At 42.2% G+C, this 21,923-nt stretch carries 14 protein-coding genes; 8 read left to right on the top strand and 6 right to left on the bottom strand.

Features of this window, described 5'->3' with window-relative positions:
• Nucleotides 1–17: 17 nt before the first annotated feature.
• Nucleotides 18–1,502, top strand: coding sequence for a glycoside hydrolase family 76 protein (locus FAZ15_RS09715; RefSeq protein WP_202912356.1), 1,485 nt, complete (start codon nt 18–20; stop codon nt 1,500–1,502).
• Between the two features lie 189 nt (nt 1,503–1,691).
• Here FAZ15_RS09715 and FAZ15_RS09720 read toward each other — a convergent pair whose 3' ends face one another.
• From FAZ15_RS09720 to FAZ15_RS09730, 3 genes are all read right to left on the bottom strand, one after another.
• Nucleotides 1,692–2,900, bottom strand: a complete 1,209-nt coding sequence (locus tag FAZ15_RS09720; RefSeq protein ID WP_136901107.1) for an MFS transporter — start codon at nt 2,898–2,900, stop codon at nt 1,692–1,694.
• Nucleotides 2,901–3,032: 132 nt separating this feature from the next.
• Entirely contained in the window at nt 3,033–3,980 is a 948-nt protein-coding gene (locus tag FAZ15_RS09725; RefSeq protein ID WP_162304912.1) for a helix-turn-helix domain-containing protein, read from the bottom strand.
• A gap of 65 nt (nt 3,981–4,045) precedes the next feature.
• Entirely contained in the window at nt 4,046–5,998 is a 1,953-nt protein-coding gene (locus FAZ15_RS09730; protein WP_136901109.1) for a gamma-glutamyltransferase family protein, read from the bottom strand.
• Nucleotides 5,999–6,130: 132 nt separating this feature from the next.
• Between FAZ15_RS09730 and FAZ15_RS09735 the strand changes: the two genes are divergently transcribed.
• Both FAZ15_RS09735 and FAZ15_RS09740 read left to right on the top strand, forming a co-directional pair.
• Nucleotides 6,131–12,013, top strand: a complete 5,883-nt coding sequence (locus FAZ15_RS09735) for an alpha-2-macroglobulin family protein (protein ID WP_136901110.1) — start codon at nt 6,131–6,133, stop codon at nt 12,011–12,013.
• A gap of 53 nt (nt 12,014–12,066) precedes the next feature.
• A complete protein-coding gene (locus tag FAZ15_RS09740) occupies nt 12,067–13,434 on the top strand; it encodes a tetratricopeptide repeat protein (RefSeq protein WP_136901111.1) in 1,368 nt (455 codons plus the stop codon).
• Here the strand turns inward: FAZ15_RS09740 and FAZ15_RS09745 are convergent.
• On the bottom strand, nt 13,423–14,454 hold the full coding sequence (locus FAZ15_RS09745) for an energy transducer TonB (RefSeq protein ID WP_136901112.1): 1,032 nt from the start codon (nt 14,452–14,454) through the stop codon (nt 13,423–13,425). The genes FAZ15_RS09740 and FAZ15_RS09745 overlap by 12 nt on opposite strands.
• A gap of 48 nt (nt 14,455–14,502) precedes the next feature.
• Here FAZ15_RS09745 and FAZ15_RS09750 point away from each other — a divergent pair, with 48 nt between their 5' ends.
• From FAZ15_RS09750 to FAZ15_RS09770, 4 genes are all read left to right on the top strand, one after another.
• A complete protein-coding gene (locus FAZ15_RS09750; RefSeq protein ID WP_136901113.1) occupies nt 14,503–14,658 on the top strand; it encodes a hypothetical protein in 156 nt (51 codons plus the stop codon).
• A gap of 126 nt (nt 14,659–14,784) precedes the next feature.
• A complete protein-coding gene (locus FAZ15_RS23120) occupies nt 14,785–14,937 on the top strand; it encodes a SusD/RagB family nutrient-binding outer membrane lipoprotein (protein ID WP_394343809.1) in 153 nt (50 codons plus the stop codon).
• A gap of 137 nt (nt 14,938–15,074) precedes the next feature.
• Nucleotides 15,075–17,552 carry a phosphocholine-specific phospholipase C gene (locus FAZ15_RS09765; RefSeq protein ID WP_202912357.1) on the top strand — a complete coding sequence of 826 codons (2,478 nt, stop codon included), beginning with the start codon at nt 15,075–15,077 and terminating at the stop codon, nt 17,550–17,552.
• A gap of 22 nt (nt 17,553–17,574) precedes the next feature.
• Nucleotides 17,575–18,513, top strand: a complete 939-nt coding sequence (locus FAZ15_RS09770) for an endonuclease/exonuclease/phosphatase family protein (protein ID WP_136901117.1) — start codon at nt 17,575–17,577, stop codon at nt 18,511–18,513.
• Nucleotides 18,514–18,553: 40 nt separating this feature from the next.
• Here the strand turns inward: FAZ15_RS09770 and FAZ15_RS09775 are convergent, their stop codons facing one another.
• The gene (locus FAZ15_RS09775) at nt 18,554–19,651 is read right to left on the bottom strand and encodes a hypothetical protein (protein WP_136901118.1); all 1,098 of its coding nucleotides are present in this window, start codon (nt 19,649–19,651) and stop codon (nt 18,554–18,556) included.
• 254 nt (nt 19,652–19,905) lie between these two features.
• Here FAZ15_RS09775 and FAZ15_RS09780 point away from each other — a divergent pair, with 254 nt between their 5' ends.
• Entirely contained in the window at nt 19,906–20,598 is a 693-nt protein-coding gene (locus FAZ15_RS09780; protein ID WP_238387207.1) for a TIGR02117 family protein, read from the top strand.
• A gap of 56 nt (nt 20,599–20,654) precedes the next feature.
• Here the strand turns inward: FAZ15_RS09780 and FAZ15_RS09785 are convergent, their stop codons facing one another.
• A complete protein-coding gene (locus tag FAZ15_RS09785) occupies nt 20,655–21,677 on the bottom strand; it encodes an LLM class flavin-dependent oxidoreductase (protein ID WP_136901119.1) in 1,023 nt (340 codons plus the stop codon).
• Between the last annotated feature and the right edge of the window lie 246 nt (nt 21,678–21,923).

Raw genomic sequence — 21,923 nt, forward strand, 5'->3', positions numbered from 1 at the left:
AGAATAATAATAAATAGATGAAAAATAAAGCAAATAAGTTACGACGTGATTTCGGTTTGTGTTCTATTATTATCGTAGCTATGGCCACAGCTACAGGTTTTTATGGGTTTATCGTATCTCCCGAGCAGATATCCAATAACACCTTTTCCGTAACAAATCAGGAAGATCCCGCGACACGAAACTTAAACCGTGCGATGCAACTAGTGGATCAAACACTAGAAAGTCATTTTAAAGGGGAAGATATGGAAATGGGACGGTTTTACAATCCTTTTACCAAGGTACGTTTATCCGAAAGAGGAAGCGTGTGGATGTACGGTGCTTCCATTGAAGCAGTTAATGCAATTTTAAAAGGCCTGAAAACACAAAATGAAAACGGGAATACAGCGCTGTACGACAAACACTATAGCCGATATACTGCGCTATTAAACCAATTGTATAACAATGCGGCATACTATCTGGGAACCTTTAATCTGGTTTCTTTTACTCAAACGAAGGAGTGGACTGTCTATGCCGTAGATCGGGTTAACGAAAAAGGGAAGGCCAATGTAACAGGGGTATTGAACGTTTATGACGATCAGATGTGGCTCATACGTGAATTTATAGAAGCATATAAGCTCACGGGACAAAAATCTTATTTAGAACATGCAGAATATCTTACAGCCTATGTACTCGACGGGTGGGACAGCGGACGCGATGCCACAGGAAATGAGATTGGCGGTATACCTTGGGGACCCGGTTATGTAACCAAGCATGCATGTAGCAATGGCCCAATGATCAGTCCGCTCGTGTGGCTCCATGAATTGTATAAAGGGAAGTCGGATAAGATAGAATATAGGTATATCGACGCGAAAGATAAAAAGACCCGTAAGACAAAACAAGAGAAAAAGAGCGATTATTATCTTTCCTTTGCACAGAAAATTTACGATTGGCAGAAGCGGCATTTGCTTACAGCACAAGGAGTATATGCGGATATGATGGGCGGATGTCAGCCAGATTGCAAGATCAGATATGAAACGGTAAAAGGCGTAAAATACAGAGCAAGTACGGTATTGACCGACCCTGTCGGAACCGCATACAGTTACAATAGCGGTACCATGCTATCCGGTGGTGCAGACCTGTATAGAGCTACTAAAAATAAGGCTTATATAGCAGATATTAGTAAATTGTCCGATGCTAGTTTTCAGCATTTTGCTAAGCTGGGTACGACGGTGTCTGACCTATACTCTTTCACTACCAAAGGTTTCAATAACTGGTTTAATGGGGTATTGATGCGCGGCTACATGGATGTATTACCCATTCACGAAAGCGCATCCAGCTATCTCGAGGCTTTTCAAAAGAATCTAGACTACAGTTATGATAACCACCTAAATCAGGGATATTTGCCGACGAACTTACTAGCCGGCTGGAATGAGGATAGCGAAAAAAATAATGTCGAGGCAATGTTTATGTTTGCCTATGCCGCTCAATATGCGGTTTTATCTCAATTTGAACTGGAGAGATAATGCTGATATAGAAGTATTATCGGAGAAGAATTGGGATCCACACACAAAGACTTACCTCGTGAGATTTGATAATAAGCCAGATGGCACCTCGGTTGTGTTCCAATGGTAAATTTACGATAGGGCACTTTTAAAAGGCAGGTTCTACAAGCGATTAAATAAAATAATATTTTACTTGATCGCTTTTTTAATCTATTCCCCTTGTAACGAAACCTGGCTACTTATCGCAGGTTTAAATATCAACAGCAATAGTAGAATAACGCCGATACAAAACATATAGGAAATAGCGAGTCCAAATTGATCCTGAACATTTAAGAAATTGGCTATCACATAACTCAAAAAGGAAAAAATGATATAACATACTCCACTGGCAATTCCACTGGATGTACCTGCATTTTCAGGAAACCGAGTGATACAATACGTAAAATAGACATTATAAGTAAAGCCCTGACATAGGTGAATAATAAATACAAACAATAATAAACCCGGAAGACCGATCGAAAGATCTGCGCTGAAAAACATCAGTAAAGCCGTAATCATCTGGATCATATTCGCAACAAAGAGCTTTTGATAAAAAGGTCTATTGATCAATAATTTTCCTGAAATCCCTCCCAGAAATATCGCGACACCAGATAACAATGCACTGTAACCAGAGACGATTGGGCTCAGATGGTAGGAATGCTCTACAATAAATGGGATGCTCATTCCGAATACCATCACCATAGTATAACTAAAACCCAATAAGATTACTCCAACAGTAAAATCTACGTGTGATAATAGCTTTTTGTAAACTTTAATGATGCTTTTTAAATCAAAAGGTTGTCTGCTTTTGATCGTTTCCCCGCTATACCGTATCTCCAGCAATAACATAATCAGTCCATAAAAGAACAAGAAATAAAAATTTGCCCTCCATCCCACGTATTCCTGGAGGTAACCGCCTAGAAATGGGGCTAATATTGGTGCAGTAGCCCAGACGACTGTCAGCATACTCGTATAATGTTTTCGTTTGTCACCCGTATACACATCTATGAAAAATGACCGCTTACAGACCACGATAAAAGAAATCGCGACTCCCTGTAGAAAGCGGTACCCAAAAATCCAATATACATTCGGGGCAAATATGATGGCCATCGAGGTAATCGTAAAAATCAATATTGACAGTATATTGATCCGATAGCGACCAAAACTATCGACGACACTGCCGACAAACAATTGCGATATACCGTAGGTAATTAAATAAATACTTAGTGTTAATTTGATGTTGGATGCGGAAGTTTGAAGATCTGATGCCATATCCGGAAATGACGGCAGGTAAACATCCATCGCCAACCCAGAAATCGGAATTAAAGCAAAAGCTAAAACACTCGCAACTTGTTCGTGTTCTTTTTTTAAGAGTTTCATATACGGATTTTAATATGGAGCAAAATTAGATGCTGCAGGTGAATTCCTATATACTCACTTCAAACAAGTTTTTACATAATTCAAACTTCGTGGTTTACCTAAGGTGAGCTTGCAAGCTCGGTTCTCCTCAGCCTATGAGAATTTATTTATAGCGGAAATATTCAAAATATTAGCTTTTTTATAAAAGGATGGGTTTTGTCCGGTATGTTTTTTCAGGAAATGACTAAAATGCTGAGGGTATTCAAATCCCAGGCTATTTCCAATTTCGCTAATGCTCCAATCTGTGTTTTTCAACAGATCCATTGCTTCTGTAACGATTCGCTCTTGAATAAGATGTGTGGTGGACTTTCCTGTACCGGTTTTTAAACTATGGTTTAAATGGTTTACATGCACATTCAACTTGTCCGCAAATTCTGCAGGTGTCTTAAAATGAATACTGTGTTTCGGTGAATCCACGGGAAACTGTCCGTCCAATAATTTCATAAATGCCCGAACCAAGCGGTCGCTAAAATCCTGCTGTTTCAGCTCCGGACAATGCTGTAATTGGATCTTGATCGCGAGGTATATAATTAACCGTAAGAGATTAACAATAATCTCTTTTCGGTATTCAAAACTTCCGGTGTATTCATCTCGCAATCCTTTGAAATACAAGGAAAACATCTCATACTCTTCATTTGTCAACTTGATATATGGGAAAACATCATCCTGATAAAGGGCATTCAGTTTAAGCAGAACCGCCTTCAAATCCCCAGTCAAATAATCTTCATTAAATAGGCAGATATATCCCTTCCGTCGATTGCATTCATATTTACGTTCGAGGCTGTAGGCGAGGGTAGGATTTGAAAATACGATACAAGGACCATCGATCTCGATCTTACGATCGCCCATTTGATAAACCAAGGAATTGTCGACTAAACAAATTTTGTAATAATTCCTGCGCATATAAGGAAAAGTCAATAAGCAGTTCATTGATTCCAAAATATTGAAATGGCTTGTTTCCCCCTTAGGCAATAAAATATCTGTAGGTATCTCCTTATTCGTGTTTTGATAATATTGAAGAATTGATTCCACTGTTTCCATAGCAATAAGACTTAAACAAATCAAAGATAGGCAGTTTTCCTTAATTTTGGATTTTGACTCGACTACTACCATCCAATTCCATAATCCTCGCCATTGTTACTGCTGCCACCCCAGAGCGTGCCATGTTTCTGATCGAAGTAAATGGCGTTGATAGGGCCACTTGTCCGCTCAGCCAATTGGATGTTATAGCCCATTGTTTTGAGCCGCTTTATGACCTCTTGGGATGTACGTTTGTCCAGCAGCATACTGCCGGCTCGAGGTCTTCTGTCGTCGATTTGCGTACCGCCCAAAGAGAGCCAAAGTTGGTTGCTGTTGACGTTCGGAGCTTCACTGGCTTGCTGCGGTGTCATGCCGAATTCCACCATATTCAGAAAAAATTGCAGAAGGTTCTGATCTTGTGTATCACCTCCTTGCACGGCGAAAGACAAGTAAGGTTCACCATTCTTTAAGGCAAGAGAAGGCGTAAGGGTTACACGTGGTCTTTTGCCAGGGGCTACCACGTTAAAAGGGTTGATAAGCGAATCCAGTACAAAGCTCTGTAGGCGTTGGCTCATGCCTATACCTGTATTCCCGGCGATACAGGCCGGCAACCATCCACCGCTTGGCGTAATGGATACTATCCAGCCCTCTGCATCAGCAGCTTCTACCGTGGTTGTTCCACGCCATAATCGGTCCATATAAGCACTATCCGTAGCTAAAGAAGTCAGATGCTGTGCCGAAGCTTCATGTAGAGCAGCCGTAGAGGGCATAGCGTCATGTGTTGGTACAAAATTCTTTTCCATCTCTGTGGAAGGTGCATACTGTGCTTTACGCTGTTGCAGGAGTGCCTCATACGGATTGGTTTTACCTTCAAAAGGGTAGGGGTTACCAGGGGCCACTTGCCGATTGTTTCGCTGCGCGTCGATTTCTTGTACACGAGTCTTAGCATAGACTTCGCTCAGTAGTCCCTTCATAGGAGCCTTCGGTTGAAAATAGGGGTCACCATAGTAGAAGTCGCGATCCGCAAAGGCTAGATTCATTACTTGATAAAGCGTATGTATATAAGGCGCTGAGTTATATCCCATGGCCTGTAGGTCAAAGTTCTTCAGCATCTGCAAGCTCTGGAGCAACGCAGGGCCTTGGGTCCATTCCTGTAGTTTATAAACGTCTATCCCCTTATAGTTGATATGCAACGGTTCTTCCTCGATAGGATGCCAGTTGGCTAAGTCCTCTTTAGTGATTAGACCTCCTTGTTCTCTACTCCCGCGTACAAATTCATCTGCAATATCGCCCCTGTAGAATCGGTCGCTAGCAGCCATGATTGCCGCTTTGCGATCTTTTCCTTCAACCAAAGCTTGCTTTTCGGCTTGTACCATTTTTGAAAGTGTTTGTAGGAGGTCCTCCTGCACGAAAATTTCACCCGCCTCGGGTGCTTCCCGCTCTTCACCTTCGTGCACTAAAAATACCCTTTTACTGTACGGCCATTCCTTGATTCTGTTCTTGCCTCTTTCTATGCTGTTCGCCGTCTGCGCATCTATAGGATATCCTGCCGCCATCTCCAGAGCTGGAGCCAATACCTCGGCTAAGCTTTTGGTTCCATATTGCGCCAACATATAACATAGTCCCCCTGGCGTCCCAGGCGTAACGGCGGCAAGAGGGCCATATTCCGGCGGAAACTCATAACCTTTCGATTTAAAAAAATCTACTGTAGCACCCGTAGGAGCTACCCCCAGCGCGTTAATAGCGATAACCTTTTTGTGTTTAGGATGGTAAATCAATGCCTGTGTCTCACCGCCCCAACTTAGTACATCCCACATCGTGCAGGTAGCGGCTAACATCGCACAGGCAGCATCCACCGCATTGCCGCCCTGTTGAAAAAGATTTGCTCCGGCTGTCGCCGCCAACGGTTTCCCCGTAATGGCCATCCAATGTTTTCCGTGAAGAGGTGGTTTTTCTGTACGTTGTGCCATAGATGGCGAATAGCTAAATATAGAGGTGATAGCCAAAACAAAAGCAATATATAAACGGCTTCTTTTCATTACGGTGGTAGTATATTTAGACACAATATAGCAGTTTTTTTACAATTCAATAGACAAGCGCGTACATTTCCACCTTCATTTATGGAATTTTCAATTTATCTGCATCCCCTTCCTAAATATTAAGTATTTTGTATGGAATTAGTATCTGCATTTATGAAACGAATCGTTATCGCCCTTTTGATGTTGCTCCCTCTTATTGGTATTGGTCAGGATTTCAAAGCCCAATGGGAAGAAGTTGGCCGCTTGATAAGTATCAAAAATTACCAACAGACTCAGCACCTTATTACAACCATAAAAGCGAAAGCCCAAGCAGAAAACAACAGCCCTGAATGGATACGGGCTGTGCTGGCAGAACAATATGCTTTAACAATCAATATGAGCACTGATTCAGCTTTTTATCGCATACAGCAGCATCTACTTTCCCATATCGACAAAGCCACGCCCTTGGAAAAGAAAGTATTGCAAAATATGTATGCATCTTTTCTTTCTCAGCACCTGTATCACAGTCGTGTCGAATCTGCCGATGGTTTTCTAACTTGGGAGCCAAACAAAAGGCAAGTCCATATCGATTCCATTTTTAAAATATCATTAGATAATAAAATTCTCCTCATGCAGGAACCCATTGATAAGTGGAAAACAATGGTGTCTGATCTCAAAAACCGAACCTTAGCTCCAACCATATACCATCTGTTGACCTACAATTACCTAGATTTTTTAGATTCCTCCTATCCTGCAGAAAAAAATAAGGGCGAGCATTTTATCCAGTTCTTACAAGAAACGAATAAGGAGAAAAACTATAGCGATGCATATGCCTATCTTATTTTCCGCCCCTATACTCACAATGGTGTCTGGGAAATAGGGAATCATCAAAAGCAAGTCGAAAGACTACTGGAGGAACATCCTACTGATTACAATGCATATATTCTGCTTCTCCTTGCTAACGCACAAAAACAACACAGAGGGAAAAATGGCGAAGCCGTTGCATATCTGGATAAAGCCATTCGTGCGTATCCGGATTCCCCTTGGTTAGACGGGGTGAATAAGTTGTACAGTGAGTTGACCCAAAAGACCCTGTCGCTTGAATTGCCAAACTTTGCTCCTAGTAAACAATATATACCCTTTAAAATCAGTGCGTTGAATTCAGACAAGGCATTCATAAAGGTTTACCGTACCACCAATACGCCCAAGGATTTCAAGGAATACACTACGGTCTACGATAGTATTACACAACAGGTAAACGTAGATGCCAAGTTGATTTACGAGGAGGAAATAGCTTTAAAAACATTTATTGATTATCAGAGCCACAGTACCAATTTCAAAATCAACCCCTTATCTTACGGAAGCTATATCATATTAATAGCCAACAATCCGCAGTTCAAAGACAACGGGCAGGATCTGGATGTATCACAGACAGATCTTGTGGTAAGCGATGTGTTTGTTTCGCCTACAATTGAGGCCAAGGGCATCCATGCTATCGATTACCGATACACGACCTTGATGGTAAACCGAAAAAATGGCTTGCCCTATAACAACAAGCGATTAGATCTCTATTATTTTGAAGAGGAGGTACTGGCGAAAGTAGGTTTATTACGAACCAATAAGAACGGCGAATTTGATTATCTCGCAGATTACAATAAAAACCGATACGATCTAGAAGATCTGTTGCTGTTCATTCCCGACGAAAATCACCTGATCCCATTGGATCATCTACATAACATACCTGAACATGTACGAGAAGAGAACGACGAAGGGAAACTCCAAAACGATGCTTTGCTATTTACAGACCGTGCGATTTACCGACCCGGACAAGAAGTTTTCTTTAAAGCCATCGTATACACAAAAGATGTATTGAAAGGGATGGTAGTGCCAAGTCAATTGGTAAAAGTAATAGTAAAAGACGCTAACCGTCAATCTATCGATACGCTGGATCTGACGACTAATGTCTTCGGATCGGCACATGGCAGCTTTCGTATCCCGCAAAAGACATTAAATGGTTCATTTCACCTAGAAATACACATTGGCAACAACCGCTTGGCGGAAAAAATATTTTCGGTAGAAGAGTATAAAAGACCCACCTTCAAGGTAAGTTTTGACGAAAACAAGCAAACCTATACCAAGCGAGATACGGCTATCTTCACGGGTACAGCAGAAAGCCTGTCCGGAGCAAGTTTATCCCATATCTCCGTCAAATATAAGGTGTCCTTTTACGATAATCGGACCTATCGCCAAATCAACTATTTGGATACGGTTACAACGACCGATGCCATGGGTAAGTTCTACTTCCGTGTCCCGCTTATGGACACAATTTTTAGGAACCAATCAGACTTTACCCTGCAGTTCCAAGCCGAAGCTATTAATGAAACGGGCGAAATCCAAACGAGTTTAGGTTTCTATAGCTATTCAGACAGACCCTTACGGATAACGTTTGTCACTTCGGGACAGGTGGCAGAAGGAGAATGGAATAATTTGGTCGTTAAGACAAGCAATCCCAATGGTCATCCCATCGCGGCCAAGGGAACGATAAACGTCTATAAATACGAAAGTCCCAATATTATCCAGGGTGGGCGAAAGATTTTTGATTTTCGTGCTGACTACCATATTTTGGATACCACCAGCTATCAAAAGTACTTCCCCTGGTACTTTGATAAGTTGGATTTAATTACGGAAAGACCCAAAACATTGGTAGACACCTATACATTTGATAGTAATGATACCGATACTGTTCAGATTGGGGAGAAGTATGCGTATGGTTCATACTTTATTGAGGCATACACGATAACCGACGCAGACACTATTAAAACCGGTCAGAACATACGAGTGCTTTCAAAAGACGATGAGAAAATATCGGACAAAGACTTTCTGATCGTCCGTACAAATCAACCCAGCTATACCTTAGGAGACCAAGCCATTATAAATTTTCAGACTGATTTTGAACAGGGTACTGGTATCTACCTTTGGAAGATAAAGGGCAATACCAAAAGCCCCGTTGAGTTTATTCCTTTCAAAAAGGGCCGTGCTTCCTATCCCTACAACATCACCGAGCAGGATATCCAGTACGGCACCTGGTTTGAGGTGATGATGGTACAGGAAAATAAGATTGTAACACAAAGGCTCAATATTCCCGTTGTGAGAACCGACAAATCGATCGATATCCAGATTCGTACGTTCCGCGACAAGATTACACCGGGACAGAAAGAGAAATGGAGCTTTACGGTCAAGAACAACGATAAAGCTACACGTGGTGAAGTCGTAGCCTCCATGTATGATACGGCGTTGGATCAGTTTGCCCGCAATAACTTTCCTTCCGGTTTTGCTACGGAATCGTATCATCATTGGTACAGGATCTACTCCGGATGGAGTTCTCAGGCATTCCATAACCGAAAATCAAGCAACACACTTTTCGCCAGATCTACCGGCGATTACAATCTTTTTGAAAACCCTCCTGTACTCATTGGTTTTGGAATTGTACAGCAAGGGATTTTTACAAGTTTTGCAGCCCTGGATGAAGTGGTCACTGTGGGGTACGGCAACACAATACAGCAGGTGGCAGGATCGGCCACCGGCAGTACAAAAGGCGTCGAAGGAATTACTATTCGAGGAACAGCTTCAGAAAACTCCACAGCACCTTTATATGTCGTAGACGGCGAAATCCTCTATGACCAGATCATAGATCCAAAATTCGTACATGAGATGGCGGTACTCAGACAGAGAGAAGCGACCGCACTATACGGCTCAAAAGCCGCCCATGGTGTCATTCTTGTCACGACCAAAGAGGCACATAAGCTGGCCCAGTTAAACCAAGTCCAGGCTCGCGCCAATCTACAGGAAACCGCATTTTTCTATCCTAACCTGTTGACGGACAACGAAGGCAATGTCACTTTCGAATTCGACAGCCCAGAGGCATTGACACGTTGGAAACTTATGTTGTTTGCCCATACCGAGGACCTTAAAGCAGGTACGGCATCATTCTTCACTCAAACACAGAAGCAATTGATGGTACGTCCGAATTTACCTCGTTTCATGCGTGAAGGGGATGAGATTGTTATCAAGACACAAGTGCAAAACCTAACTGATACAGTACAAATCGGCACCGCACGATTGGAAATCATCAATCCGGAGAACAATGAAGTGATCTCTCATGCCTTTTTTGCAGACAATGGTTTGCAGGATTTTTCGGCTGCTGCCAAAGGAAACAGCACGGTGTCATGGACATTGCATATACCAAAAGGCTATCCAACCGTACAGATTAAAGTGGTAGGAGCAACCGACGGTTTTTCGGATGGAGAAATCCATGAGTTGGCTATATTGCCCAACCGCATCTTGCTGACCGATACAGAGAAGATTGTTTTGGATGCAGGACAAAGCAAAACCTTCACCATCCGTTCTAAAGGAAAGGACAATCTACAGGCGAAGATACAGGTACAAAGCAACCCAATATTAGAAATTATCTCCGCATTGGATTATCTGAAAAATTATCCTTACGAATGTAACGAACAAACAGCCAGCAAGTGGTACGGGCTCAAAATATTGCAATACATCCAAAAGCACTACCCGGCAATCAGTAACTATTTCAACAATATCAATCCGGATGAAGTGGATTCAAAACTGGAAGAAAACAGTAAACTGAGCGAGCTCCTTGCTGAGGAAATGCCATGGATTAGGCAAATTCAACAGGATAAGCAACAAGTTAAATCCCTGGCCAGACTGTTCAAAGCTAATTTCAGTTCCGATATTGGAGTGTTGGAAAAAAAGCTCGAAAAGGCACAGCTCGCAAATGGGGCTTTCAGTTGGTTTGAAGGAGGTAAGGCCGATACACACATATCTCTTCGTCTTCTGGAGATATTTGGAAAAGTAGGCAAGCTTGACCAATTCCTTATTCAAGGTAATATCACCAACATCAGTGATAAATTGATCCATTTTCTGGATCAAGATACGACCATCTATCGAGAGAAAGCATCTACCGGCTTAGTCTTAGATTACCTGTACGTACGCGCCTTATGGAGTGACAGAAATGTCCTGCCTGCAGTAAAAACGGAGCAATTACGCAAGCATATCGACCTCTCCGCATCCTATACCGCCGGTCAGCCAGCAGGTTTGGCCGCAAAGGCCTGGTTGGTCAATGCCCAATACGATTACCGCATTGCCAGTATCGAAGTCAAGAACCGGATCACACAGGAGGTTATCTATGACCAAGAGCGCGGCATGTACTGGGAAAGCAATGCGAGTCGATACAATAGCATGAGCCTACAAAGCTATATGGTCGAAGCCTACCAACAACTCGATTCGACAAAATTGGATCTAATCACCCAATGGATATATTATAGTAAGCAGCACAATCAGTGGCAAACCACATGGAATACGGTGGATGCTGTGTATGCTTTGCTCTTAGCAAACAATCCAAAAGATTTCGTGTTAGATAATACAATCACTATTCAAATAGACCGTCAAGCCGTTGCAACCGATGATAGGGTACTGGGACAGATCGGCAAAGAGCTGCCTTCGGAAGAATTGGCGATGGACAAGGTTGTCCAAGTGACGAATAATAATAACCGAAAAATCTACGGCGGAATTTATCATCAGTATTTTGTACCGTTGGAAGATGTCCGTTCCGAGAAAAAAGAGTTATCTGTTTCCAAGAAACTACTCGTTCAAAAGAATACGGAATGGGTCGAAAGCACTACCTTTAAAGCGGGGGACAAGATCAAAATCCAGTTGACTATCGTCAACAACGAACCGCTAAACTACGTTCACCTTCGTGATGGAAGAGCAGCAGGATTTGAACCGGTTTATCAACCTTCAGGTTATCAAGCTTGGAAAGGCTATTACTTCACTATTAGGGACGCTTCGACCAATTATTTTTTCGATTATCTACCAAAAGGCCGCCACGTCTACGAGTACGAGGTAAAAACCAATAACAATGGCGTGTTCAGTAGTGGTATCGCACAAATGGAGTGTATGTACGAGCCGACGGTAAATGCCCGATCAGAGAACATGAAAATACGGATTGAGGAGTAAGGAAAAATCTGTTATATTTATTCATCACAAGTAACCAATATCAAAAGTAGCACATGAGCATTAGACCTTATTTAAAATTTGTTTTTATATTCTTCTTAAGCGAGCTCATCGGCCTTCCGTTGGCAGCTCAATCAAAATTTCTGCAAGATATCAGGTATGATAGTTTGTTGAATCTGGCAAAACAACATAACAAGCCTATGTTTCTTGTGGTTCATCAGCGCGACGAGCTGTTTTCTCCGTTTACTACACCTCTCTCTCAAAAAGCAAAAGATATTCTCAACGAACAGTTTGTATCGGGTATCATTCAGCTTGATCATGATGATATCCATCATCCCCTTCACAAGACATACTCTCTCAGCACCCCAATATATCTTTTTACCGATAGAGACGGATTTCCTTTGTTGCGTCACAATCAACCCATAAAACAGGAAGAAGCCTTAATTAGTTTGATTGACTCGGTACATGAGATTACGAAAGGCGAAAATATGGGAAAGCTGATTGCGCAATATAGAAAAGGAGTCCGCAGCCGATCATTGTTAACAAACCTTCTCAAGGAATATCAGGCATTTGGACAATATTCCGACCAACAGGTGCTGCATGATTATCTCGCACAACTTACCGTTCAGGAATTGAATAATTTTGAAACAGTGATATTTCTGTTAAGGAGTGGCCCTGTGTACAATAGCAAGACCTATCTCTTGGCACGAACCAATAGTAAAATGGTGGATAGTCTGTATACGACATTACCTCTGCCTGTTCGAATGGAAATAAACAATAGGATTATCAGACAAACGTTCCGGGAGGCATTAGAAAAACAAAATTATTCTCTAGCCCAAGAGATAGGTCATTTTGCGAGTCAAGCCTGGCAAAAGAATTATCTGCGCGGAGATATAGGACGTAATTTCTATCCGATGGAATATAAACGTCTGCTGAGAGACACTTCGGTGTATATCTCGATGGCACAGAATCATTATAATAACTATTTTTATCGCGTCGATCCAGATTCGATAGCAAGACTGGATTTTGCGCAGGATCGAGGAATAAATATCCGCCGATATGCTCAGGTGCTGGATAGTGCTCAAAACGTACTTTTTCAGCAGTGGATTGAGAAAGGCCGTGAACGGTATAAGGAAGATCAGGCGCGGCATTTAAGTTATGGCGCCCGTCAACTTCTGGTGTTTGGAAGGAACAATCCCGATGCCCTATTCGATGCCATTCGATGGCAGCAGAAAGCTATAGTACAGAATCCTGACCAGGGGCAATACCATCATACACTAGCGCAGTTGTTATACTGTGTTGGCTTTTATGCCGAAGCTGAAGTTGAACAGCAGCGAGCTATTACACTTTTCAAATCAAATAAAGTGCGTCATAGGCAGATGCGCGACGCGTTGAAACAGATGCAGGCCCGACTATGGCGATGATGACTTTCGAGTTGGAGGCAGGCTAGGAGAAGCTAAATTCAACCGAATCGGTAGAGAATATTTCACGCGAACCGGTATACCTCGCTGATTGCCAGGAATCCAATCCTGCGCTTTTTTAATTACGTCAATCCCTACAGCTCCAGTGCCATACCCGAGGTCGTCTACGATTTCGAAATCGGTAACGCTTCCAGTCTTATCCACCACAAAGCTTATTACTACCTGTCCTACCACTTTTGCCTGTATCGCTCTTGGTGGGTACCGGTAGTTCTGTGCTATAAACGTCCTTAGTTTTTGTATCCCTCCGGGGTATTCCGGTTGTATGTCCCGTTCCTGATAAGTATGTTGATTTCCAAGACTATCAGTAGTCATTCCTTTGGTCAGTATGCCATTTTCATACCATTCTTCAAACCGGTATTTTGCTTTTTGAAATGTCCCTTCCCAACGACCTTCGCGACGTCCAGCGGTGTAGTTCCCTCGTTCTATATCGGTATTATTTGTTGCGATCTCAATTTCACCATTTCCATCTCTTACCTGCACATTGCCCATAGAATCTGCATAGTAAACTAGTCGACTGTTCATCTCTGTAAATAGGAACTCATTTGGTGTCTCCATTGATGCCAAATAGACTCTGCTCTCTCTCAATACGCCATTTCTGTAGTATCTTTTTGCCGTGTCTATTAATTTATCATCGGCATAATATACCGTAGCCTCCAAGATGCCGTTGTCATAATAAGTTTCCACTAGTCCCTCAAATCTTAGTCGTCGTGGATCGATAGTCTTGACCCATCCATGTCTCTTTAGGTCTCCGGTTGCATAGTAGTCGTTCAGTTCATATAGTCCACTTTCGTTTGGCAAAAGGCGTAATATACTTGTATATGCAGCTGAATCCTTGTGCGGGGTATTGCCACCGTTTTTTTTGATATAGGTAACAATGGTTTCCTGCGCGCTTAAAGGTGTACTAAAGCATAAAAACAGCAGGTATGCTGCACATCTAACTAGATGGGGGAGAAAATATTTCATATTGTTAATTGGTAATACTGATATTGCTTATCACAAACTTAATTATACTTGTGGTTCTTTGCAAGCTATAAATATGATCCCATCGTGCCATCTGTACGGGTGAAAAATGATAAAGCAGTGGCGGGCAAATTATCCAAAGTACACGACCGCTATACAACTGATACTACCTGTGAGCCTATGGTGCTATTGGGATACGCCGAGTAGCAATTTATCGTTGCCGAAGCGATAAATCGAGGTTGGGTAAGCGGTGATGAAAAAAATTAAGCCATTATTTTGCACAGGATAAGATAGAAGCCTATCTTGCACAAGATATAGTCGACTTAGGATAAGGTGTCTTCCACCGAGGAAAAAATCAACCGTATCATGATGCAGAAGTATTTGAGATCCTTCCATCAAGGCGGATACGCAAGCTATTTCGATTATTTGCGCACAGGGTATCCAACACTTCGAAAAGTGTCTAGCGTACGTATAGCTTATCGATGAATGTATCCGCAGAAAGAGTACAATCAAAATACACAACATGTGGAGGATGCGATTCAACGCCAATTCAATGGCAACGATATTATCCAAAATGCCACGTGGTGGGTTAAGTAATTATACATAATTGGTTAAACGAAATTATGGAAAGTAGAAGAGCATTTTTAAAGAAAGCCTCTCTGCTAGCAGGGGCAACAGCAGCATTCCAGCTGTTGCCTTCTTCTATTGCAAGAGCATTAGCCATACAGGCTGCAGAAGGAACAACCTACCTAGATGCCGAACATATCGTATTCCTTATGCAGGAGAATCGGTCTTTTGACCACTGCTATGGTACATTACAAGGGGTGCGCGGATTTAACGATCCTAGGGCAATTATCCAAGAAGATGGACTGCCGATCTGGATCCAAAAGAATGCCGAAAATAAGGCATACGCTCCTTTCCGTCTCGATATTGAAAACACCAATGCGACATGGATGGGATCATTGCCACATAGTTGGAAAGATATGGTAGCCGCACGTAATAATGGTAAATTAGATACTTGGCTGGAAGCCAAAAAAGCCGACAATCGCACTTATCAGCATATGCCGTTGACTATGGGCTATCACAACAGGCAGGATATCCCATTTTATTATGCATTTGCAGATGCATTTACGATCTGTGACCAACATTTTTGTTCGTCCCTCACAGGCACAAGTGCCAATAGATCCTATTTCTGGGCCGGCGCGATCCGTGAGAATCCGCATGATCCCGAATCAGTAGCGCATGTAGACAATGGGCAGATCAATTATAAAGATGTCAATTGGACTACCTATCCAGAGCGGCTGGAGGAAGCGGGGATATCGTGGAGGGTTTATCAGAATGAGTTGAGCGTCCCGGTAGGATTTGAAGGCGAGGAAGAAGACTGGCTAGCGAATTTCACCAACAACAATCTCGAGTTTTACAGACAGTATCAGGTCCGTTATCATCCGGCACATCACCGCTGGATACAAAAGACAGTAGACGATTTGCGTCAGCAGATATCACAGGAAAGGAATACGACAGGGGAAACTTATCGTAGCCTTCAAGCTAAGTTGCAGCGATTAGAAAGCGAGCTCAATACCTATAGCGAAGAAAACTTCAATAAACTGGATGATTTTACCAAAAAAATTCATCAGAAAGCATTTGCCACCAATACGGAGGATCCGGATTATCATCGCTTAGCATCGTTGACGTATCAGGATAAAGAAGGGGAGAAGACCGTTCAGGTGCCGAAAGGAGATATTTTTCATCAATTCCGCCAGGATGTGTATGCCGATAGATTGCCGACTGTATCCTGGTTGGTGGCGCCATGTCGCTTTTCGGATCACCCCGGCTCACCTTGGTTTGGTGCGTGGTATGTTTCGGAGACCTTGGATATCTTAACCAAAAATCCAGAGATATGGAAGAAGACCATCTTCATCTTAACCTATGATGAAAATGATGGTTATTTTGATCATATTGCACCCTTTGTCCCGGCGCATTCGGATAGGCCATTTAGTGGATTGAATCCCGAAGGAATGGATACCCGTACGGAATACGTAACACGTGATCAGGAGCGGATACGTACCAATAATCCAGATGCGGTATTGGATAGCCCCATTGGATTGGGGTTTCGGGTACCTATGGTTGTGGCTTCACCCTGGAGCAAAGGTGGATGGGTGAATAGTGAAGTGATGGATCTGACATCCAACCTTCAGTTTTTAGAACATTTTATCGAGAAAAAATTTGGAAAGGACGTGCGTGAAACCAATTTGTCCGCTTGGCGTAGGATGGTGTGTGGAGACCTCACCTCGGTATTCCAGCCCGCAGGATCATCAGAACGAATTCCAAGTGTTGAGCTAGTGAATAGGAATCAGGAGGTCGCACGTATTTACACGGCGCGCGATCAGGGGCTACCCGGCAATTTTGTGGCTCTTCAGCTCGAAGAACTCGAAGCGGTGCGTCGAGGAGAGCAACTGGAACAGATGCCTATACAAGAAAAAGGAACGAAGCGCGCATGTGCGCTACCTTATGATATTGAAGTGAATGCCACTGTGGATACGAATACAAACGAACTCGTGCTGCATTTTCTGTTTCACGGACGCTTATTGACGTCGAAAAAGGAAATGGCTGTACCGCTTATCGTTCGTGCGTTAGCACCATATCGTTATCACGAAGCACATACAGGCACTTGGAATTTTACGGTGAAAAGTCAGGAACCTATGACCTATCGCTGGCCGTTATCCCGTTTTGTCGACGGTAGATACCGATTGGATGTGCATGGCCCAAATGGATTCTTTCGATCTTTTTGTGGAGATGTTAATGAGGATAGTGGAATCGCGGCAGAGGTAAGTCTACAGTTAGGGCAGCAGGTACTAGATGTGAAACTGATAGGTTTAGAGAAAGGGTGGCAAATACGGGATCTCTCTTATGGCAATAAGGTACACATCAAAAAAACAGCAGGCACCGGTCGGTATGTAGTCGATTGTACTGAAACAAATGGTTGGTATGACCTTTCTTTCACTGCAGATGGCGGGTTATTCTATCGGTATGCGGGACATATTGATGTAGGAAGACCCAGCCGAACAGATCCCTTGATGGGTGGAGAAATCCAGATGCCCTAACCAAATTTATAATCTTAACTGTATGTTTTTAATACTTTTTTATATTATCCTGGGATTGATAATAGGTGTCTATCTAATGCTGACACTATTAAGATGGTATAAGATTTCAAGAGTATTGGAAAAAATAGACATGGATGTCATTTTGCAGGGAGAATTCAGTCTCTTGACCTATAATGTCGCCGGACTTCCCGAGCGGATATCCAGTGCACTTACGCCACGACGGGAGAGTATGATTCAGATTGGAGAATTGATTTCTGATTTTGATATCGTACATGTTCAAGAAGATTTCAATTACAACAGGTTTCTGTATGAAAAAAATACACATTTATATCGAACAAAACATAAAGGCAAAGTGCCTTTTGGAGATGGTTTGAACACACTATCCAATTACCCCATACTCGAATACAGACGTATCCCATGGCGGCATTGTACAGGTTCAGATTGTCTTACATCAAAAGGGTTTACCTACACTAAAATAAAACTGGCTAAGAATATTTATATAGATGTATATAATGTGCATGCAAATTCTCATTACGCTCCCAAAGCATCCTATGCACGTCAGCACAATATTAATCAACTGAAGCAGTATATTTATGATCATTCGGCAGATCAGGCATTACTCGTATTGGGTGACTTCAATGCGCATTATGCTTTTAAGCTGGATAACCTACCTTTGTTTGTCAAAGAAACCGGTCTTTATGACGGCTGGGTAGATTTAGTGCAAGATGGATATTTTCCTGAAGTCGATGATCATTTTATGCCTTTGCCCATGTTGGAATTGACCAATTCCAACGAAAGTATAGACAAGATTTATTATCGCAGCAGTAAGCACCTTATATTTACGCCACAAGAATATAATATTGAAGATAAAAAATTTGTTGCTCCTTCGGGTGAACCATTATCAGACCATTTGGCTGTCTCCATGCATTTTAAATGGGAATGGAAAGAAGAAATCACATAACGAATATAAATATATATCCTTTTGTCGAATGGACATAGAATCATCGATTGTTCGGGTATTCCTGTATCCAATTGAATCCTCGTTTCTTTAGCTCGAAGGTTTCGGGGTCACACTTAACAAATTTGATTTCCTCGGTTTTGCCGTCCAATACCTTTCTCAGGTTAATGTCGCCACTCTCCGTTATCGTATAGTCAAAAACATATCGATTTAAAGTGATAGTGCGGTTTGAGGTGTCCAATTTAAACTGTTCCTTTGTCGGTTGGTAGTATTGATCCCTAATAGTTGCGGATTCCCCATATTCAAAAATTATAGTATGCCAATCTTTTGGAATAGTAGTTTGAGCCCCTTCACGGCGATCAATTTGATAAATTCCATACAGTGGCGATTTTTTAAAAAATAGGCTTATCTGTTTCTGTATGGTTAATAGAGATGAAAGCTGTTGAAAAGCAAAGATACCTAAGAATGCAAACTTGAAGAATACTATACTTTTGCGTTTCCACGCCGCGTTAAGCATAGGTCTTTTAATCGACGGCAGTTTCACATGCTTTTCTTCAAAAAATAACCCGTAAAGAATTTTTAAATAAGGTAGTAACAAGAATAGCGAGAAAAAAAATAACGCTGTAGAAAGCATTTTTACCGGCACATCAAAAAAATAATTGACGGTCATAATGTTAACAGAGGTAGCTAGCGTTATCAGTGCACCAATTACGACGGTCCGCCTAAAAAGAAGTAAACCCGCCAATATCTCAACGATACCCATAAAAATATTGTACCCTTTTGAGAAGCCCAGGAAAGTCCACGCCAGACCCATTGGCGAAAATTCGCCTAAAGGTTGCATGAGTCGTGTCAGGCCGGGCGGTGGCATTTGGGCATGCACAAGCTTTATTGCACCATAGTTAATCAGCATCAATGCGATGTAGTACCTAACTATCACCGTCAACCAGTAATAGCACCTGTCGTAATTTCTTCTTTTCTTGTCAATTAGCGTCCAAATGATAGCTCCACCTAATGCAGCAAGGAAAATGATCAGCAAGGATATCCAATCATATGATGTGTCACCACTTCCATTTGTGAAAATGCGATAGTCATATTGGTAATATAAGATATGTTCCGCAAACCAGGGTATAAACTTTTGCATGCAGTAAACGAACGGTTTGTTAATATATTGGAATAGAGGAAAAGCACCATTATTTTTTATGAAGATAAATACCAATATAAAAATAAAGGAAAATCGAAAACCAAATTTGGTGGTCGACGTCCAATGTGGTGCAGCGGCAGGCGTATCCATATTCAAAATTTTGATCATTTTACGGTAATGAATCTAATGAAAATTTTTGTGAATACCGATGTCCGTAAAAATAATTATCTTAGGTATGTTTACAGTACATATATATGAGGTGGAAGAAAATGATCTGGATATTTTTATATACCATATTGGGTGTCATAAGTTTTGCAATGTTGTATTTGGCTTCAGATTGGTTGTTGTCAAGAATACCTGCTTATCGCCAAAATCCTTATGTTGAGGAACAACCATTGACGCTCTATTTACTGACCAATGGTGTACATACCGATCTGGTCTTTCCGGTCAAATCGGAACAAATAGATTGGCATACAATCTTTCCATATCAATATACGCTAGCACAAGATAGTACCAAAAGCTGGATTGCCATTGGTTGGGGAGATAAAGGTTTTTACCTTAATACACCCGAATGGAAGGATCTAACGTTGAAAACAGCCTTGGTCGCAGGATTGGGAATTGGTCAATCCGCATTGCATACTACCTATTATCCGAACTTGGTAGAAAATGATCAGTGTATAAAATTTCATGTATCGGAAGAGCAATATCAGCTCTTAGTTGAATTTGTGTTATTAACAATAGAATACGCTGATGACGATCGTCCTATTTATATCCAAACGGAAGCCCAATATGGAAATGATGACGCTTTTTATGAAGCGTTGGGGGCATATCATTTGTTTTATTCTTGTAATACGTGGACCAATGCGGCATTGAAGTCTGCCGGGTTACCTTCTGCTGTGTGGACCGTGTTTGATAAGGGGATATTAAGACATTATCAGCATAAATAATCACTCTTCACTCTTTGCAACGTAACATCGTTTAATCCTTTTACATAGGCTAAAATTTATCGCCAGCCTAGTTCGGGAGCTACATATTTCAATATTGACGAAAGCACATGCACGTTATAGTCTACACCCAGTGTGTTGGGAATGGTCAACAGCAAGGTATCTGCTTCTTGGATGGCTTCATCCTCCGCTAATTCCTTGATGAGCTGATCGGGTGCCGCTGCATAGCTTCTTCCGAAAATAGCACGTTTGTCGGGTTCTATCATCCCTATTTTATCCACTCGGTTAGCTTCCTGACCAAAGTAATACCTGTCTTGATCGTTGACCAATGCGAAGATCGAACGGCTTACCGACACCCGTGGATCACGTTGATGGCCAGCCTTTTTCCATGCGTCCTTATAAAGGCGGATCTGTTCGGCTTGCTGTATATGAAATGGTTTACCACTTTCATCAAATTTTAAGGTAGAACTCTGCAGATTCATCTCGTGTTCTGCGGCCCATACAGCGGTTGCATTAGAACCAGCCCCCCACCAGATGCGGTCACGCAGACCTGTAGCATGCGGTTCTAATCTTAGCAATCCTGGCGGATTTGGGAACATGGGGTTGGGATTAGGTTGTGCAAAACCGATACCTGCCAGCTTTTCAAAAAACTCCAAACCCTTTCGACGTCCCATATCGGCATCCGTTTCACCTTCGGATGGCTCATATCCAAAATAACGCCATCCGTCGATTACCTGCTCTGGTGAACCTCTGCTGATGCCCAGCTGTAGTCGGCCTCCCGCTATCAGGTCAGCTGCCCCCGCATCTTCGATCATGTACAACGGATTTTCGTACCGCATATCAATTACCCCAGTACCGATCTCAATCCGGCTGGTCTTGGCCCCAATGGCGGCCAGTAGCGGGAAAGGTGACGCGAGTTGATTGGCAAAATGATGCACCCGGAAGTATGCACCATCGATGCCGATTTCTTCTGCTGCGACAGCTAAATCAATAGATTGAAGTAGGGTGTCGCTTGCCGTCTGTGTGCTATATGCCGAATGATTGGCCCAATGTCCAAATGATAAAAAACCTATTTTCTTCATTATATTAAAAATGAATATACCTTTTATCAAATTTAGGAATATTAAACGCACATGTCGACTTTCAATTGTCTTTTCAAGGTCAATATCTATCCATTCGTAGGTACTTCTAACGGCTTGATTCAAATTGCAATCGTTCAGCGGAGGTGATTATAAAGCCGCGTTAAGCTATCTTCTATAGCCGAAAGCTGTGAGGCTAACTATAGAGGACTTGACGCATCAAGATCTTCTTTTAATAGTATGAATAGG

Origin of the sequence: Sphingobacterium olei, from assembly GCF_005048855.1 — a bacterium.
Lineage (GTDB): Bacteria > Bacteroidota > Bacteroidia > Sphingobacteriales > Sphingobacteriaceae > Sphingobacterium > Sphingobacterium olei.

What these genes read in the sequence shown, in the direction of transcription:
- FAZ15_RS09745 (WP_136901112.1), bottom strand. Translation starts at nt 14,454, where the DNA reads ATGAAATATTTTCTCCCCCATCTAGTTAGATGTGCAGCATACCTGCTG.
- FAZ15_RS09740 (WP_136901111.1), top strand. Translation starts at nt 12,067, where the DNA reads ATGAGCATTAGACCTTATTTAAAATTTGTTTTTATATTCTTCTTAAGC.
- FAZ15_RS09715 (WP_202912356.1), top strand. Translation starts at nt 18, where the DNA reads ATGAAAAATAAAGCAAATAAGTTACGACGTGATTTCGGTTTGTGTTCT.
- FAZ15_RS09770 (WP_136901117.1), top strand. Translation starts at nt 17,575, where the DNA reads ATGTTTTTAATACTTTTTTATATTATCCTGGGATTGATAATAGGTGTC.
- FAZ15_RS09785 (WP_136901119.1), bottom strand. Translation starts at nt 21,677, where the DNA reads ATGAAGAAAATAGGTTTTTTATCATTTGGACATTGGGCCAATCATTCG.
- FAZ15_RS09735 (WP_136901110.1), top strand. Translation starts at nt 6,131, where the DNA reads ATGGAATTAGTATCTGCATTTATGAAACGAATCGTTATCGCCCTTTTG.
- FAZ15_RS09780 (WP_238387207.1), top strand. Translation starts at nt 19,906, where the DNA reads ATGAGGTGGAAGAAAATGATCTGGATATTTTTATATACCATATTGGGT.
- FAZ15_RS09765 (WP_202912357.1), top strand. Translation starts at nt 15,075, where the DNA reads ATGGAAAGTAGAAGAGCATTTTTAAAGAAAGCCTCTCTGCTAGCAGGG.
- FAZ15_RS09720 (WP_136901107.1), bottom strand. Translation starts at nt 2,900, where the DNA reads ATGAAACTCTTAAAAAAAGAACACGAACAAGTTGCGAGTGTTTTAGCT.
- FAZ15_RS09775 (WP_136901118.1), bottom strand. Translation starts at nt 19,651, where the DNA reads ATGCAAAAGTTTATACCCTGGTTTGCGGAACATATCTTATATTACCAA.
- FAZ15_RS09725 (WP_162304912.1), bottom strand. Translation starts at nt 3,980, where the DNA reads ATGGAAACAGTGGAATCAATTCTTCAATATTATCAAAACACGAATAAG.
- FAZ15_RS09730 (WP_136901109.1), bottom strand. Translation starts at nt 5,998, where the DNA reads ATGAAAAGAAGCCGTTTATATATTGCTTTTGTTTTGGCTATCACCTCT.